Origin of the sequence: Variovorax beijingensis (assembly GCF_003951285.1) — a bacterium.
Classification (GTDB): Bacteria; Pseudomonadota; Gammaproteobacteria; order Burkholderiales; family Burkholderiaceae_C; genus Variovorax; species Variovorax beijingensis.
In genome coordinates, this window is the sequence record NZ_RXFQ01000001.1 from 315846 (window position 1) to 331130 (window position 15285).

The 15285-nt window shown below is 65.8% G+C and carries 15 protein-coding genes; 4 read left to right on the top strand and 11 right to left on the bottom strand.

The features are described 5' to 3' along the window. The first annotated feature begins 12 nt into the window (after window positions 1-12). From EJO66_RS01580 to EJO66_RS01595, 4 genes are all read left to right on the top strand, one after another. Entirely contained in the window at window positions 13-684 is a 672-nt protein-coding gene (locus tag EJO66_RS01580; protein ID WP_125964596.1) for an LON peptidase substrate-binding domain-containing protein, read from the top strand. 124 nt (window positions 685-808) lie between these two features. After that, window positions 809-2371: a lysine--tRNA ligase gene (gene lysS, locus EJO66_RS01585; protein WP_124957184.1), complete on the top strand. Its 1563-nt coding sequence runs from the start codon at window positions 809-811 to the stop codon at window positions 2369-2371. Then, window positions 2368-3636 carry an Hsp70 family protein gene (locus EJO66_RS01590; RefSeq protein ID WP_125964522.1) on the top strand — a complete coding sequence of 423 codons (1269 nt, stop codon included), beginning with the start codon at window positions 2368-2370 and terminating at the stop codon, window positions 3634-3636. Before lysS ends, EJO66_RS01590 begins: the two co-directional genes overlap by 4 nt. Window position 3637: 1 nt before the next feature. Then, window positions 3638-4177: a M48 metallopeptidase family protein gene (locus EJO66_RS01595; protein WP_124957186.1), complete on the top strand. Its 540-nt coding sequence runs from the start codon at window positions 3638-3640 to the stop codon at window positions 4175-4177. A 7-nt stretch (window positions 4178-4184) separates the two neighbouring features. Here EJO66_RS01595 and nagZ read toward each other — a convergent pair whose 3' ends face one another. The 11 genes from nagZ to EJO66_RS01650 all read right to left on the bottom strand — a co-directional run bounded on the left by nagZ (window position 4185) and on the right by EJO66_RS01650 (window position 15272). Beyond that, window positions 4185-5288 carry a beta-N-acetylhexosaminidase gene (gene nagZ, locus EJO66_RS01600; protein WP_125964523.1) on the bottom strand — a complete coding sequence of 368 codons (1104 nt, stop codon included), beginning with the start codon at window positions 5286-5288 and terminating at the stop codon, window positions 4185-4187. Continuing rightward, window positions 5285-5677: a holo-ACP synthase gene (gene acpS / locus EJO66_RS01605; RefSeq protein ID WP_012746551.1), complete on the bottom strand. Its 393-nt coding sequence runs from the start codon at window positions 5675-5677 to the stop codon at window positions 5285-5287. The genes nagZ and acpS overlap by 4 nt, the downstream gene beginning before the upstream one ends. Window positions 5678-5690: 13 nt before the next feature. Beyond that, window positions 5691-6455, bottom strand: a complete 765-nt coding sequence (locus EJO66_RS01610; protein WP_124957188.1) for a pyridoxine 5'-phosphate synthase — start codon at window positions 6453-6455, stop codon at window positions 5691-5693. Continuing rightward, on the bottom strand, window positions 6452-7225 hold the full coding sequence (recO, locus tag EJO66_RS01615; protein WP_124957189.1) for a DNA repair protein RecO: 774 nt from the start codon (window positions 7223-7225) through the stop codon (window positions 6452-6454). The genes EJO66_RS01610 and recO overlap by 4 nt, the downstream gene beginning before the upstream one ends. Window position 7226: 1 nt before the next feature. Beyond that, window positions 7227-8192: a GTPase Era gene (gene era / locus EJO66_RS01620; RefSeq protein WP_124957190.1), complete on the bottom strand. Its 966-nt coding sequence runs from the start codon at window positions 8190-8192 to the stop codon at window positions 7227-7229. Window positions 8193-8199: 7 nt separating this feature from the next. Continuing rightward, entirely contained in the window at window positions 8200-8886 is a 687-nt protein-coding gene (rnc, locus tag EJO66_RS01625) for a ribonuclease III (protein WP_124957191.1), read from the bottom strand. A gap of 17 nt (window positions 8887-8903) precedes the next feature. Next, the gene (locus EJO66_RS01630; protein WP_124957192.1) at window positions 8904-9272 is read right to left on the bottom strand and encodes a DUF4845 domain-containing protein; all 369 of its coding nucleotides are present in this window, start codon (window positions 9270-9272) and stop codon (window positions 8904-8906) included. A gap of 31 nt (window positions 9273-9303) precedes the next feature. Further along, window positions 9304-10269: a signal peptidase I gene (gene lepB / locus EJO66_RS01635; RefSeq protein ID WP_124957193.1), complete on the bottom strand. Its 966-nt coding sequence runs from the start codon at window positions 10267-10269 to the stop codon at window positions 9304-9306. Between the two features lie 8 nt (window positions 10270-10277). Continuing rightward, on the bottom strand, window positions 10278-12089 hold the full coding sequence (gene lepA / locus EJO66_RS01640) for a translation elongation factor 4 (RefSeq protein WP_012746544.1): 1812 nt from the start codon (window positions 12087-12089) through the stop codon (window positions 10278-10280). A 522-nt stretch (window positions 12090-12611) separates the two neighbouring features. Beyond that, window positions 12612-14102: a DegQ family serine endoprotease gene (locus EJO66_RS01645; protein WP_124957194.1), complete on the bottom strand. Its 1491-nt coding sequence runs from the start codon at window positions 14100-14102 to the stop codon at window positions 12612-12614. A gap of 99 nt (window positions 14103-14201) precedes the next feature. Then, window positions 14202-15272 (bottom strand): MucB/RseB C-terminal domain-containing protein, encoded by a 1071-nt coding sequence (locus EJO66_RS01650; RefSeq protein ID WP_124957195.1) that lies wholly within the window; start codon window positions 15270-15272, stop codon window positions 14202-14204. Between the last annotated feature and the right edge of the window lie 13 nt (window positions 15273-15285).

Here is a 15285-nt window from a genome sequence, read left to right on the forward strand (position 1 = left end):
GAGGGGAATGCGATGATAGCCATGCAAGGTTCCTCGATGACCACACAGCCCCTTTTGCATTCACTGCCATTGTTCCCGCTCGGCACGGTCCTGTTTCCGGACGGCGTGCTTCCGCTGCGTATTTTCGAAGTGCGTTATCTCGACATGATCGGCAAATGCCGCAAGGCCGATGCGCCCTTCGGCGTGGTCAGCCTCACGAGCGGCAGCGAGGTGCGCAAGGCCGGCGCCGAGGCGGAGAGCTTCGCGGCGGTCGGCACGCTGGCGGTCATCCGCCAATTCGATTCGCCGCAAAGCGGCCTGCTGCAGATCGAATGCGTGGGCACCCAGCGGTTCCGGGTCCGGGCCGCCGAACTGCAGAAATACGGCTTGTGGGTTGCCGAGGTGGAAGCCGTGGCCGAAGACACTGCGCTCGGGATTCCGGGCGATCTCCAGCACACCGCCACGGCGCTGCGGCGCCTCGTCGACACCCTCGAAGAACGCCGCCGCGCGCAGGGCGCCGAGGCCCTGCGCCTGCCCGTCGGCGCGCCCTACCGCTTCGACGATTGCGGCTGGGTGGCCAACCGCTGGTGCGAACTGGTGCCCATGCAGCTTGAACTGCGGCAGCGGCTCATGGAACTCGACAGTCCGCTGATGCGGCTCGAACTGGTCAGCGATCTGCTGGCACGCGCGGGCATCACTGAATAAGTTGCTACTTCTTTCATAGCATTTCGCGCAGGTTTGGCGGGCACTGGGGGCCGGTTCCGTTTGCACCCGATCGGCTAAAATGCCCGGTTGCGCACGCTTTTTGTTGCGCCCCCACCCGCTCTTCATGTCCGACCACCTGATCCCCTCCATTCCCACGCCCGCCGCGGCTCCAGCCACCGCGCCTGCCGTCGACGACAACCAGCTCATCGCGGAACGCCGCGAAAAGCTCAAGCTGATGCGCACCGCGCAGGCCGAGGGCAAGGGGGTCGCGTTTCCGAACGACTTCAAGCCGGGTCACCGCGCCGCCGCGCTGATCGAGATGCATGGCGCCGTCGATGCCGAGGCACTCGAATCGCAAGCCATTTCCGTGAGCGTGGCCGGCCGCATGATGCTCAAGCGCGTGATGGGCAAGGCCAGTTTCGCCACGGTGCAGGACGCGACCAGCCGCATCCAGCTCTACGTCACGCGCGATGCCATCGGCGAAGAGGCCTACGCCGAGTTCAAGCGCTGGGACCTGGGCGACATCGTGGGCGCTGAAGGCACGCTGATGAAGACCAAGACCGGCGAGCTGTCGGTCAAGGTCACCAAGCTGCGCCTGCTCACCAAGAGCCTGCGCCCGCTGCCCGACAAGTTCCACGGCATGGCCGACCAGGAGCAGAAGTACCGCCAGCGCTACGTCGACCTGATCACCGACGAAACCGCCCGCGTGCGCTTCACCGCGCGCAGCAAGGCCGTGAGCGCGCTGCGCGAGTTCATGGTGGCCCACGGCTTCCTCGAAGTCGAAACGCCGATGCTGCACCCCATCCCGGGTGGCGCCAATGCCAAGCCCTTCAAGACGCACCACAACGCGCTCGACCAGGAGATGTTCCTGCGCATCGCGCCCGAGCTGTACCTCAAGCGCCTGATCGTCGGCGGCTTCGAGCGCGTGTTCGAAATCAACCGGAGCTACCGCAACGAAGGCATCTCGGTGCGGCACAACCCCGAGTTCACGATGATGGAGTTCTACGCGGCCTACTGGAACTACCGCGACCTGATGGACTTCACCGAGACGCTGATCCGCACCATCGCCGACAAGGCCGTGGGCACGCAGCAACTCACCTACCAGGGCAAGCCGGTCGACCTGACGCAGCCCTTCGAGCGCCTGACGATCCGCGAAGCCATCCTCAAGTACACGGAAGCGGGCACCGGCGTCGACGACAGCGCCTGGCTCATCAACGCCCTGCGCAAGATCGGCCTCAGCGAAGAAAAGGACAAGCTCTCGCAGCGCAGCCTGGCCAGCCTGCAGGTGATGTATTTCGAAGAGACGGTGGAAGAGAAGCTCTGGCAGCCGACCTTCATCATGGAGCACCCGACCGAGATCTCGCCGCTGGCGCGCGCCAACGATGAGCGCCCCGAGGTCACCGAGCGCTTCGAGCTCTACATCACGGGCCGCGAATTCGGCAACGGCTTCAGCGAGCTCAACGACGCCGAGGACCAGGCCGCGCGCTTCAACGCGCAGGTGGCCGCCAAGGACAGCGGCGACGACGAAGCCATGTTCTACGACCACGACTTCGTGCGTGCGCTCGAATACGGCATGCCGCCTACCGGCGGCTGCGGCATCGGCATCGACCGGCTGATGATGCTGCTGACCGATTCGCCGAGCATCCGCGACGTGATCCTGTTCCCGGCGCTGCGCAGGGAATCTTGAGCGTGAAGTTACCGTCGTCGCTGCCGACGATCGGCATCGACTTCGGCACCTCCAATTCCGCCGTGGCCTGCCGGGTCGACGGCGCGGCCCGGCTGCTGCCCATCGAAGGCGCGGCCACCACGCTGCCGACCGCGATCTTCTTCAACGCCGAAGACCGCACGACGCATTTCGGCCGCGAAGCCATCGCGCTCTACCTGGCCGGCATCGAAGGCCGCCTGATGCGCTCGCTCAAGAGCCTGCTCGGCAGCGCGCTGATGCAGGAGAAAACGGCCATCTACGACGGCCTCGTGAGCTTCGAGGACATCATCGCGCGCTTCCTGCGCGAACTCGCCGTGCGCGCGAGCCGCGAGCTGGGCCGGGTGCCGGAGCGCGTCGTCATCGGCCGGCCGGTGCACTTCGTGGATGACGATTCCAAACGGGATGAACGCGCGGAAGAAAGCCTGCGCCATGCGGCCCGCGAAGCCGGGTTCCGCGACGTCGCCTTTCAGCTCGAGCCGATTGCAGCGGCCTTCGACTACGAACAGCGCATCGCGAAGGAATCGCTGGTGCTGATCGTCGACGTCGGCGGTGGCACCTCCGACTTCACCGTCGTGCGCGTCGGCCCGGACCGCGCCGCGCGCGAAGACCGCAGCAGCGACGTGCTGGCCACCAGCGGCGTGCACATCGGCGGCACAGACTTCGACCAGCGGCTGAACCTCGACCGCGTCATGCCGGAGTTCGGCTTTCGCCACACGGGCGCACAGGGGCGCGAAGTGCCGAGCAAGGTGTTCTTCGAGCTTTCATCCTGGCACCTGATCAACTGGCTCTATGCCGCCAAGGCGGTGCGGCAGGCGAAAGACCTGCGCACCAGCTACAGCGACACCCGGCTGCACGACCGGCTGATGACGGTGCTCGAAGAGCGGCACGGCCACCGCATTGCGAGCGAGGTCGAGCAGGCGAAGATCGACGCGTCGGTGAACGATGCGCCCACCGCCATCGACCTCTCGTGCGCCGAGCCGGGGCTGGCCGCCTCGCTCTCGCCCGCCGACATGGCGCAGCAGCTTTCCCCGCTGCTCGAAAACGTGATTGCCTGCGCGCATGCCTGCGTCAAGCGCGCCGGGCTGCGCAGCGGCGACCTCGACGCCATCTACCTGACGGGCGGCTCGTCCGCGCTGCGGCCGTTCCAGCAGGCCTTGCGCAGGAGCTTCGCGGGCGTGAACCTGGTCGAGGGCGACCTGTTCGGCGGCGTGGCGACCGGGCTCGCCTGCGCGGGACCGGTTGCATGAAATGAAGTATCTCGCGGGCTACCCATCCGCGCTGCTGGCGCAGGTGCAGCAGCTGGTCGCCACCGAAGGGCTCGCGCCCCTGCTGCGCAAGCGCTATCCCGGCCCCCTTCACGAGGTGCAGACGGACCGTGCGCTCTACGACTACGTGAGCGGACTCAAGAGCGATTTCATGCGCAAGGCCCCGCCGCTATCCAAGGTGGCGTTCGACAGCAAGCTGCATGTGATCCGCAATGCGCTCGGCACGCACACCACCGTTTCGCGCGTGCAGGGCAGCAAGCTCAAGACCAAGCGCGAGATCCGGGTGGCGAGCCTGTTCAGGGAGGTGCCCCTGGAATGGCTGCGCATGATCGTGGTCCACGAGCTCGCGCACATGAAGGAGCGGGACCATGACAAGAGCTTCTATGCGCTGTGCGAGCACATGGAGCCGGACTACCACCGGCTCGAATTCGATGTCCGGCTGTACCTGACGCACCTGGATTCGGGCGGCGAGCGCCTGTGGGCAAGCGCGCTGCCGAGCGCGCCCGCGGGCAACACGCCGTAGCCGTACATCAGGCGCCGTGCGGCGCTGCGAGCCCGGCCTGCGCAAGCACCTGCTTCGCGTGCCGATAGCCCGCCGAATCGGCGAGCGTGTTCCAGTCGAGCGGCGGCGTTTCCGGCAGCAGCGCCCGCCGGCGAGATTCGCTCTTCGCATCGGGCTGCCAGTGCCCTGCCCTGGCCGCCGCGGCGAAGCCATCAAGCAGTTCGTCGAGCGGCCGGCCATCGCCGATGCTCTGGTTGCACAGCATCGCCAGGTCGCAGCCCGCATCGAGTGCCGCCAGCGCGGCATCGGCATAGCTCAGCAGCTCGCCGTCGATGTAGCGCCCCGCCTCCATGCTCAGGTCATCGCTGAAGATGGCGCCATCGAAGCCAAGCCTGCTGCGCAGGATGTCCTTCAGCCACCTGGACGAAAAGCCCGCAGGCCGCTTGTCGACCTTCGGATAGATCACGTGCGCCGGCATCACCGCGGTGAGCGCACCCGTGAGCCAGTCGTAAGGCCGCGCATCGTCGGCCAGGATGGCCTTGAGGCTGCGCCGGTCGACCGGAATTTCCACGTGCGAATCGGCGGTGACGAAGCCGTGCCCCGGAAAGTGCTTGCCGCAATTGCGCATGCCCATCTGCAGCATGCCGTGCATCACGCTCTTGGCCAGCAGCGCCGCCACGCGCGGATCGCGGTGGAAGCTGCGGTCGCCGATCACGCTGCTGCCGCCGTAGTCGAGGTCGAGCACCGGCGCAAAGCTGAAGTCGACGCCGCAGGCGCGCAGCTCGGCGGCAAGCACCTGGCCGGCGGCCGTTGCGGCCTGCGTGGCGTGCATGGCATCGCGCATCCACAGCTCGCCCAGCGCGCGCATCGAGGGCAGGCGCGTGAAGCCGTCGGTGCGAAAGCGCTGCACCCGGCCGCCTTCGTGGTCCACGCAGACCAGCAGGTCGGGACGGATCGCCTTGATCTCGGCATTGAGCGCGCTCATCTGCGCACGGTCCTGCCAGTTGCGGGCGAAATGGATCACGCCGCCGACCAGCGGGTTGGCAATGCGCCGGCGGTCGGCGTCGTTCAACCCGGTGGCCGCCACGTCGATGATCAGCGGCGCGTGGGAACGGGCGAGCCCGGCGGTCATAGCTTCTCCACTACCACGAAGCTCGCGGCATATTCGGTTTCGTCGGTCACGGTGACGTGGGCCGTGAGGCCCCGGGCTTCGAACCATTCCTTGAGCTCGCCATGCAGCACGATGACGGGCTTGCCGCTGCGCAGGTTGGCGATCTCGCACAGGCGCCAGCTCATCGGCATGCGCATGCCCAGGCCGATGGCCTTGCTGAAGGCCTCCTTGGCGGAAAAACGCGTGGCGAGATAGCTCAGGCCGCGCTTGGGCCAGCGTTCGCTGCGGGCCTTCCAGACCGCGAATTCGGCGTCGCTCAGCACCCGGTGGGCAAAGCGCTCACCTTGGCGCTCGAACGTTGCGGCGATGCGCCGCAGATCACAGATGTCGGTACCAATGCCGTAGATCATGCCGCTCCAGCGTTCACTGCGCTTCTTCGATGCAGCGCAGGTATTCCTTGGTGGTGGCGGCGTAGCCCAGTTCGAGCGCATCGGCGATGAAGGCATGTCCGATGGAAACCTCCTGGACGCCGCGCACGGCGCGCAGGAACGCCGTGAGGTTGTCGCGGCTCAGGTCGTGGCCCGCATTGAGGCCGAGGCCCGCCGCTTGCGCCGCGCGTGCCGCTTCGACATAGCGCGCCAGCACGGCCCGCTCGTTCGGCGTGCCGCGCGATGCGGCATAGCCTTCGGTATACAGTTCCACGCGATCGGCGCCCACAGCCTTGGCCGCGGCCATCATCCCGGGGATGGGGTCCATGAAGAGGCTCACGCGCACCCCCAGGGCCTGGGCTTCGGCGATCAACGGGCGCAGGCGGTCGGCGTCTTCTGGGAAGCTCCAGCCATGGTCGCTGGTCGACTGGGTTTCGCTGTCGGGCACGAAGGTGGCCTGGTGCGGCTTCAGCGCGCGCACGAAGTCCATCAGGTTGTGGAAGGGGTTGCCTTCGATGTTGAACTCGATCGCGGGCCAGTCCCTGGCCAGCAGCGCGGCCAGATCGCTCACGTCGTGCGGCCGGATGTGGCGCTCGTCGGGCCGCGGGTGCACGGTGATGCCCTGCGCTCCGGCGGCAAGGCAGGCCTTGGCGGCAGTGAGCACGCTCGGAATGCCGAGATGGCGCGTATTGCGCACCAGGGCCACCTTGTTGAGGTTGACCGACAGCGAGGTGGTAGCGGAATGGCCGGGAGTGCTCATAGGGCTTGCAAATCTCTCATCATCTGCCGCGTGCGCAGCGTGGACACACCGCAATGGTAGTTGAGCAGGGCGCGCAGCTGGTTCCTGAGGGCGCTGTTGCTGCCGGCATTCATGGTGGCAATCTCGCGCAGCGTGGCCGTGAAGGGCGCGCGATCGTCGAGCACGCCCTGCAGCGACTGCCAGTCGGCACCGGCCAGCGCCGCCTCGGCTTCGGCCGCCAGCCGCAGGCCGGCTTCGGGCACCAGGGTGTAGCGGGCATCGGCCACCAGCGGCTCGAGCGTGAGGGTCTGCGCGTCGAGCGACGGCAGCAGGCCCACTTCGCGCAGCAGCAGCAGCTCGAAGGCGCGCAGCGCCGCGGCCTGGGTGGTGGCCTGCGCGCCGGCGTGGTCGCCCGCCAGCACCTGGACCACGCCCGCATAGGCATCGAACAGCGCCTCGTGGGCGTCGTCCCGCGCCAGCAGGCGCAGCAGCAGTTCGTTGACGTAGTAGCCCGAGAGCAGCGCCTCGCCGGTCGGCATGACATGGCCGCCCATCCATTCGGCGCCCTTGAGCGTGCGGATCTCGGCATCGCCGCCGTAGTTGAGCTGCAGCGGCTGCAGCGGCAGCAGCACCGGCCTGAAATTGGAGCTCGGCCGCTTCGCCCCCTTGGCCACCAGCGCGATGCGCCCGTGGTGCCGGGTGAAGACCTCGAGGATCAGGCTCGACTCGCTCCAGTCGTAGCGATGGAGCACGTACGCCGGTTCGTGCGAAACGCGGTGGGCAGTTGCCACTTCATTCGTAGCCGAACGAGCGCACGCGGGCTTCGTCGTCGGCCCAGCCGGACCGCACCTTGACCCACAGTTCGAGAAACACCTTGGCGTCGGCCAGCTTTTCGAGCTCGACCCGGGTTTCCATGCCGATGCGCTTGATGCGTTCGCCCTTGTCGCCGATCACCATGGCCTTGTGGCCGTCGCGCTCCACCACGATGGTGGCGGCGATGCGCAGCAGGCGCTTCTGGCCCTTTTTCTGCGGCGGCTCTTCCTCGAACTTGTCGATGATCACGGTCGAGGTGTAGGGCAGTTCGTCGCCGGTCAGGCGGAACAGCTTTTCGCGCACCAGCTCGCCCGCGAGGAACTTCTCGCTGCGGTCGGTGAGCTCGTCCTCGGCATAGAACCAGGGCTGCTCGGGCAGGTATTTCTCGCAGATGCCGAACAGGCGCTCGATATCCTTGGCATTCTTGGCCGACATCGGCACGAACTCGGCGAAGGCGTGCTTCGCCTGCATGGTCTGCAGCCACGGCGCGATGTCGCCACGGCGGTGCACGTTGTCGAGCTTGTTGGCGAGCAGCACGGTCGGAATGCCCTTGCCGAGCAGCTTGAGCACCCGCTCGTCGGCCGGCGTGAAGCTGCCGGCCTCGACCACGAAAAGGATCAGGTCCACGTCGCCGACCGCGCCCTGCACGGTCTTGTTGAGCGACTTGTTCAGCGCGTTGGCATGCAGGGTCTGGAAGCCCGGCGTATCGACGAACACGAACTGCGTGGCGCCCAGCGTGCGCATGCCCGTGATGCGGTGCCGCGTGGTCTGCGCCTTGCGCGAGGTGATGCTGATCTTCTGCCCCACCAGCGCATTGAGCAGCGTCGACTTGCCCACGTTGGGCTTGCCGACAATGGCGATCAGGCCGCAGTGCTGGGGGCCGCTTGCGCCCGTCTCGCCCGCCGGGCCCTGGGAGTCTGCTGCTGATTTGATAGCGTCGTTCATTCTGATTTCACGCGGCCCCGCGTGCCTTGAGCCGGATCAACATGGCCGCCGCGGCAGCCTGCTCGCCGGCACGTCGCGAACCACCGATGCCGCGTTCGCGCAGGGCCAACTCAGGCACCTCGCACTCGACGTCGAAGGTCTGCTTGTGCGCTGCGCCGAGCGTGGCCGCCACGCGGTACACCGGCAGCTTCATTTTGTGACCCTGCAGCCATTCCTGCAATTCGGTCTTCGGATCCTTGGCCACCGCGTCCATGCGCGGATTGATTTCGACCGACTCGTAGAGCCGCCGCACCAGCGCCTCGGCGGCTGAAAAGCCGGCATCGAGGTAGACGGCGCCAATCAGCGCCTCGAGCGCGTCGGCCAGGATCGACGGCCGGTTGGGACCGCCGGAACGCGCCTCGCCTTCGCCGAGCCGCAGCAATGGCGACAGCTGCAGTTCCAGCGCCAGGCGGTGCAGGGTGTCCTGCTTGACCAGGTTGGCCCGCACGCGCGACAGGTCGCCTTCGGGCAGGGCCGACAGGCGCGTGTACAGCAGGTGCGATACCGCCAGGTTGAGCACCGAGTCGCCCAGGAACTCGAGGCGCTCGTTGTGGTCGGCCGAAAAGCTGCGGTGCGTGAGCGCGAGCTGGAGCAGCCGCGTGTCGGAGAACGAATGCTTGAGGCGCGCCTGCAGCGCCGTGAGGCCGCCGTCCACCTTGCGTGTCGCCGCGTTCAGCGGGTCTCGCCCTTGTACTTGAGCACCAGGTACGCCGGCCCGAACAAGGGAATCTCGCGCTCGTAGGCATACGAGACGACCACCTTGTCGCCGACCTTCCTGATGTCGAGGTCCTTGCCCGAAACCGACTGGAAGTCGTCGATGGCCTGGGCCCGGTCGAAGATCGCGCGCACTTCGGGCACGGTGGTGCCTTCCTTGGCCTTGTTGGCGGCCTTGTCGATGGCCTGCCATTCGATCAGCGTCGGGATGACCTGCGCGACGACAACGCCGACGCAACCCAGCACCACGGCGACAAACACCAGACCGATGAACGAGATGCCGCGCTGGTGCGCGGCCCTGCTGCGGATGGACCGATTTGTTCTCATGCCCTCTTACCCCTCGAACAATGCTGACTGCTTATTGGAATGGACCGATGCGACCCAGGTCGCCGAAGTTCATCCAGACGAAGAACGCCCTGCCCACGATGTTCTTGTCCGGAACGAAGCCCCAGAAACGGGAGTCCGCCGAATTATCGCGGTTGTCGCCCATCATGAAGTAGTTGCCGGCCGGCACCTTGCAGACCACGCCTTCGACGGAGTAGCGGCAGTTCTCGCGGTACGGAAAGTCGGTGGCGCCCTGGACGAAGGCCGGACCGGCATCGTCGTTGAGCAGCCTGTGCTGCTTGCCGCCGAGGTCTTCGTTGAACTGCCTGAGCAGGCGCATCGACTCGCTGTCGAGGTAGTCGGGCATCGGGTTCTTGGAAACCGGCTGGCCGTTGATGGTGAGCTTCTTGTTCAAGTAGGCCACTTCGTCGCCCGGGATGCCGACCACGCGCTTGATGTAGTCCATGCTCGGCTTGGGCGGATAGCGGAACACCACCACGTCGCCGCGCGCCAGCGGCGTGCCGTCGGTGATCTTGGTGTTGATGACCGGCAGGCGCAGGCCGTAGGTGAACTTGTTCACCAGGATCAGGTCGCCCGTGAGCAGCGTGGGCATCATCGAACCCGACGGAATCTTGAAGGGCTCGTACAGGAACGAGCGCAGCAGGAACACCACCAGGATCACCGGGAAGAGCCCCGCCGTCCAGTCGAGCCACCACGGCTGCATCAGCAGGCGCTCGCCGGCCTTGGCGTCGACGGTGTCGACCTGCGTGATGCCCTGGCCGGCCAGGCGCGCGTTGCGCTCGCTCAGGGAGGCTTCGAGCGCCGCGGCGGCGCGCTCGCGCCGCGGCAGGAAGTAGAAGCGCTCGGCCAGCCAGTACAGGCCGGTGACCACCGTGGCCAGGAACAGCAGGAGCGCGAAATTGCCCTCGATGGCACCAAAGTACCAGGCACCGACATAGCCGGCAAAGGCCGCGAGGACCAGGGAAGTGATGAATGCCATTTTTGAGATCAGTCTTCGACTTGCAGAATCGCGAGGAAGGCCTCTTGCGGGACCTCGACGGAGCCGATCTGCTTCATTCTTTTCTTGCCCGCTTTCTGCTTTTCGAGCAGCTTCTTCTTGCGGGTGATGTCGCCGCCGTAGCACTTGGCAAGAACGTTCTTGCGCAGCGCCTTGATTGTCTCACGCGCAATGATGTTGACCCCGATGGCGGCCTGGATGGCAACGTCGAACATCTGGCGCGAAATGATCTCGCGCATCTTCGAGACCACCGCCCGGCCGCGGTACTGCGACTGGCTGCGGTGCACGATGATCGACAGCGCGTCGACCTTCTCGCCGTTCAGCAGGATGTCGACCTTGACCACGTCGGAGGCGCGGTATTCCTTGAACTCGTAGTCCATCGAGGCATAGCCGCGGCTCACCGACTTGAGCTTGTCGAAGAAGTCGAGCACGATCTCGCCGAGCGGCATCTCGTAGGTCAGCATGACCTGGCGGCCGTGGTAGGCCATGTTCATCTGCACGCCTCGCTTCTGGTTGGCCAGCGTCATCACCGCACCGACGTATTCCTGCGGCATGTAGAGGTGCACGGTGACGATCGGCTCGCGGATCTCGCTCATCTTGCCGACATCGGGCATCTTGGACGGGTTCTCGACCATGATGACTTCGCCGTCGTTGCGCACCACCTGGTAAACCACGCTCGGCGCGGTCGTGATCAGGTCCTGGTCGAACTCGCGCTCCAGGCGCTCCTGCACGATCTCCATGTGCAGCAGGCCGAGGAAACCGCAGCGGAAGCCGAAGCCCAGCGCCTGGCTCACCTCGGGCTCGTAGCGCAGCGACGAATCGTTGAGCTTGAGCTTTTCCAGCGCGTCGCGCAGCGAGTCGTACTCGCTGGCCTCGGTCGGATAGAGGCCGGCAAACACCTGCGGCTGGATTTCCTTGAAGCCCGGCAGCGCCTCGGTGGCGGTGGCGGCCGCGCCGCCCGTGCCCGGCTTGATCAGCGTCACGGTGTCGCCGACCTTGGCGGCCTGCAGTTCCTTGATGCCCGCGATGATGTAGCCCACCTCGCCGGCCTCGAGCGACGCGCGCGGTTCGTTGGCCGGCGTGAAGACGCCGATGTTGTCGGCGTTGTACATGGCGCCGGACGCCATCATCTTGATGCGCTCGCCCTTCACCAGGCGGCCGTCCACCACGCGCACCAGCATGACCACGCCCACGTAGGGATCGAACCAGCTGTCGACGATCATCGCGCGCAGCGGGCCGTCGGGATTGCCGCGCGGCGCGGGCATCTTGTGCACGATGGCTTCGAGGATCTCGTCGATGCCCAGGCCCGTCTTGGCGGAGCACGGAATCGCATCGGTCGCGTCGATGCCGATCACGTCCTCGATTTCGCTGCGTGCGTTGTCGGGGTCCGCGTTGGGCAGATCCATCTTGTTGAGTACCGGCACCACTTCGACGCCGAGGTCGAGCGCGGTGTAGCAGTTGGCCACGGTCTGCGCTTCGACGCCTTGCGATGCATCGACGACGAGCAGCGCACCTTCGCACGCCGACAACGAGCGGCTCACTTCATAAGAGAAGTCGACGTGGCCCGGCGTGTCGATCAGATTGAGGTTGTAGACCTGCCCATCGAGTGCCTTGTAGTGCAGCGCGGCGGTCTGCGCCTTGATGGTTATCCCACGCTCTTTTTCGATGTCCATCGAGTCGAGCACCTGCGCTTCCATCTCGCGTTCCGCGAGGCCGCCGCAACGCTGGATCAAACGGTCCGCGAGCGTCGACTTGCCGTGATCGATGTGCGCAATGATCGAAAAATTTCTGATGTGATTCATCAACGGGAACGCTTAAGTACTTGAATTGGCTCGTGCGCAGAGTGCGACAGGCAAGAAAAAAGGGCGCGTCTTCTGGAGACGCGCCCTGAACCAACAAGCAATGGCAACTGCAGTAGTTGGAGCTTCATTGTAGGCAAAAAGGGAGGCACGTACATCCGGGGACAGGGTCAAAACGGGTCGTTGCAGGTCCACAACATCAAAGATATAAACAACTTATCCACAAGATCGGTGGAGCACTCCATGAACAACTTGTGGGCGATCTGTGGAGCGCCGGTGGACTGCTGTCTGACATCTCGCATGGTGAAGGAAAGCTCTCCCCTTATGCGCGGACCCGCCGCCCAATGGCTTCTATTCTACCGAAAATCGTCCTAAGCCTATCTATAAGTTAGTGAGTACAAACAAAATTGACACGCTTTCGGCCCGGAATTTTTTTTGAAACCGGGCGCTCCAGCGTCGCAAACACCTCAAAAAATAGGCCCCAAACCCGAGTGACGGGTGGGGCCACTTGACGGAAAGGCCGGATCAGCGTGCGGGACGGATCAGGGCGTACTGGGCCCACTCGCCGCGGCGGAACAGCACGCTCAGGGGCTTGCCCTTGTCGGCCTTGGCGACCGCGGATTCGAATTCCTTGACGCTCGAGACCTCGATATTGCCCACGGCAAGGATCACGTCTCCTTCACGCAGGCCGGCCCTCGCGGCGACATCGCTTGCCGCCTCGATGCGCACGCCGCCACGCATCTTGAGTTCCTTCTTCTGGGCGTCGGTCAGGTCGCTCACCACCAGGCCGAGCGCCTTGCCGGCCGCCGACGGCTTGGCCTGCGGCTCCTCGCGCTCGGGCTGGCGCTTGCCGGACGGCTTGGATTCAGGATCGCCCTCGGCCACGGTGACCGAGAGCTCGCGCGTGCTGCCGTTGCGGAACACCGTCAGCGTGTTCCTGGCGCCGGGCTTGGTGCTGGCCACCGAGCGCGACAGGTCGCTGGGTGTCTCGATGGCCTTGTCGCCGTACTTGGTGATGATGTCGCCTTCGCGCACGCCGGCCTTGTCTGCCGCCGAACCCGGCACCACGCTGCTCACAAGCGCACCGCGCGCCTTGCCGAGCCCGATGGATTCGGCCACGTCCTTGGAGACCGAGCCGATGGTCACGCCGATCAGCCCGCGCGAAACGCGGCCGGTGGCGCGCAGCTGGTCGCTGACGCGGATCGCCTCGTCGATCGGGATCGAGAACGAAATGCCCATGTAGCCGCCCGAGCGCGAATAGATCTGGCTGTTGATGCCCACCACTTCGCCGCGCAGGTTGATCAGCGGGCCGCCCGAGTTGCCGGGATTGATGGCCACGTCGGTCTGGATCAGGGGCACCAGGTCGCCGGTATCGCGTTGCTTCGCGCTCACGATGCCGGCGGTCACGGTGTTCTCCAGGCCGAACGGCGAACCGATGGCCATGACCCATTCGCCAACGCGCAGCTTCGAGATGTCGCCGACCTTCACCACCGGCAGGCTCGTCGCCTCGATCTTGACCACGGCGACGTCGCTGCGCTTGTCGGCACCGATCAGCTTGGCCTTGAATTCGCGCTTGTCGGTCAGCGTGACGAATATTTCGGATGCATCCTCGATCACGTGGGCATTGGTCATGACATAGCCGTCGGCGGAAAGGATGAAGCCCGAGCCCACGCCGCGCGGACGCTCTTCCTCCTGCGGCTGCTGCGGCCGGTTCGGGCGCGGGCCCGGACGCGGGTTGCCCGGCAGCGGCTGCCCGAAGAAGCGCCGGAAGAACTCCTGCATCTCCTCGTCCATTTCGCCGCTGCCGCCGCTCGAAGTCACTTTCTCGACGGTACGGATACCGACCACGGCCGGCCCGACCTGTTCCACGAGATCGGCGAAATCGGGCAATCCGCGCGCCTGCGGCGTCTGTGCCATGGCCGGCGCGGCCGGCAGGAAACCCACGGCTGCCGAGCAGGCCATGCCGAATGCGAAGAGATAGGAACGAAGCTTGTGTCCCTCGACTTTGAACATCATCGGTTTTCTTTCAAAAGAACAGAGCGGCCAAAAGAAGAAGAGCTATGAGTCGGTGATGCGGACTTGGTTCAGCGCCATCTGCTGCGCATGCGCAGCGGGTCAGCGCGTACGCGCGAGGCTTTGGGCGAACGCATTGAGCGTCTGCTGCGGCACCTCGCCCACGGCGGTCAGCCACCAATCGCTCACCGGTTCGGGCAATCGCCGGCGAATGGCGTTGGTTGCCCCGATTGTCAGCACGCCATCGCGGGGCGCACGCTTTTCATCGTAACGCTCGATGAAAAGCGACACCGAGGCCAGGCCATCGGAGAAGGTCCACTGGACGGTGCGGTCCTGCCCCGCCTTGTTGTCGCTGCCGGCCGGACGCCTGTAGAAGCTGCGCGGCTTGAAGCCGGCCACCGGCGCCTTGAGCACCCAGCCCTCGTCCTGCGCGCTGGCGCGCTCGAGCTCCAGCTTCTCGACGCGGTAGCCGCTGGTGTTGGTCATCATCTGCGCGAGCGCCTGCGCCTTGATCGGTGCGTCGAGCTGCAACTCGGAAAACGCCGATTGCTCCACCACACGGGATTCGGCGTCCACCGTCTGCAGCTTCACCACGAGGCCGGAACGGCGCTCGCTCCAGATGCGATAGCCGAAGCGCAGCCCGTCGTTCGGCACCAGCTGCACCACGTCGGCGTCGAAGCCCGCCACACGGTCCTTGCCGATGGCGCGAACGTCGTAGAAATCGCCGATCGACGAATCGGGCTTGTCGGGCAGATTGGGAAACAGGTCGAGGTTCTCGCGCTTCTCGACCTTCACGACCTTCGCCTCGGGCAGGAAGGTCATCACATGGTGGTTGCGCCTGAACGTGGAGCGCGGTGGCCCCGACAGGGCCTCGATGCGCTCGATCTGCAGGTCGCCGTCGCGCACATGCCAGATGCGTGCGCTCGACAGGTCGCCACCCGCAGCCGAAACCACGAAGGTGCCGACGTAATTGCGCTGCCGGGCCCCCGTGTGCATGCGCTGCAGCCATTCGACGACGCTCATCGAGGGCGGCGCATCGCCCGACTGGGCCGAGGCCGTCCCCTTGGCGTTCGCCAGCCCGGGCCGGGTCTGCGCGGCCGCGATCTGCGCAAAACAAAAAGCAGCGAGCACCAGCGCGAACGCGCGTGCGGAGATCGGCATCTGAACGGTCATTGGAGAGCGACGG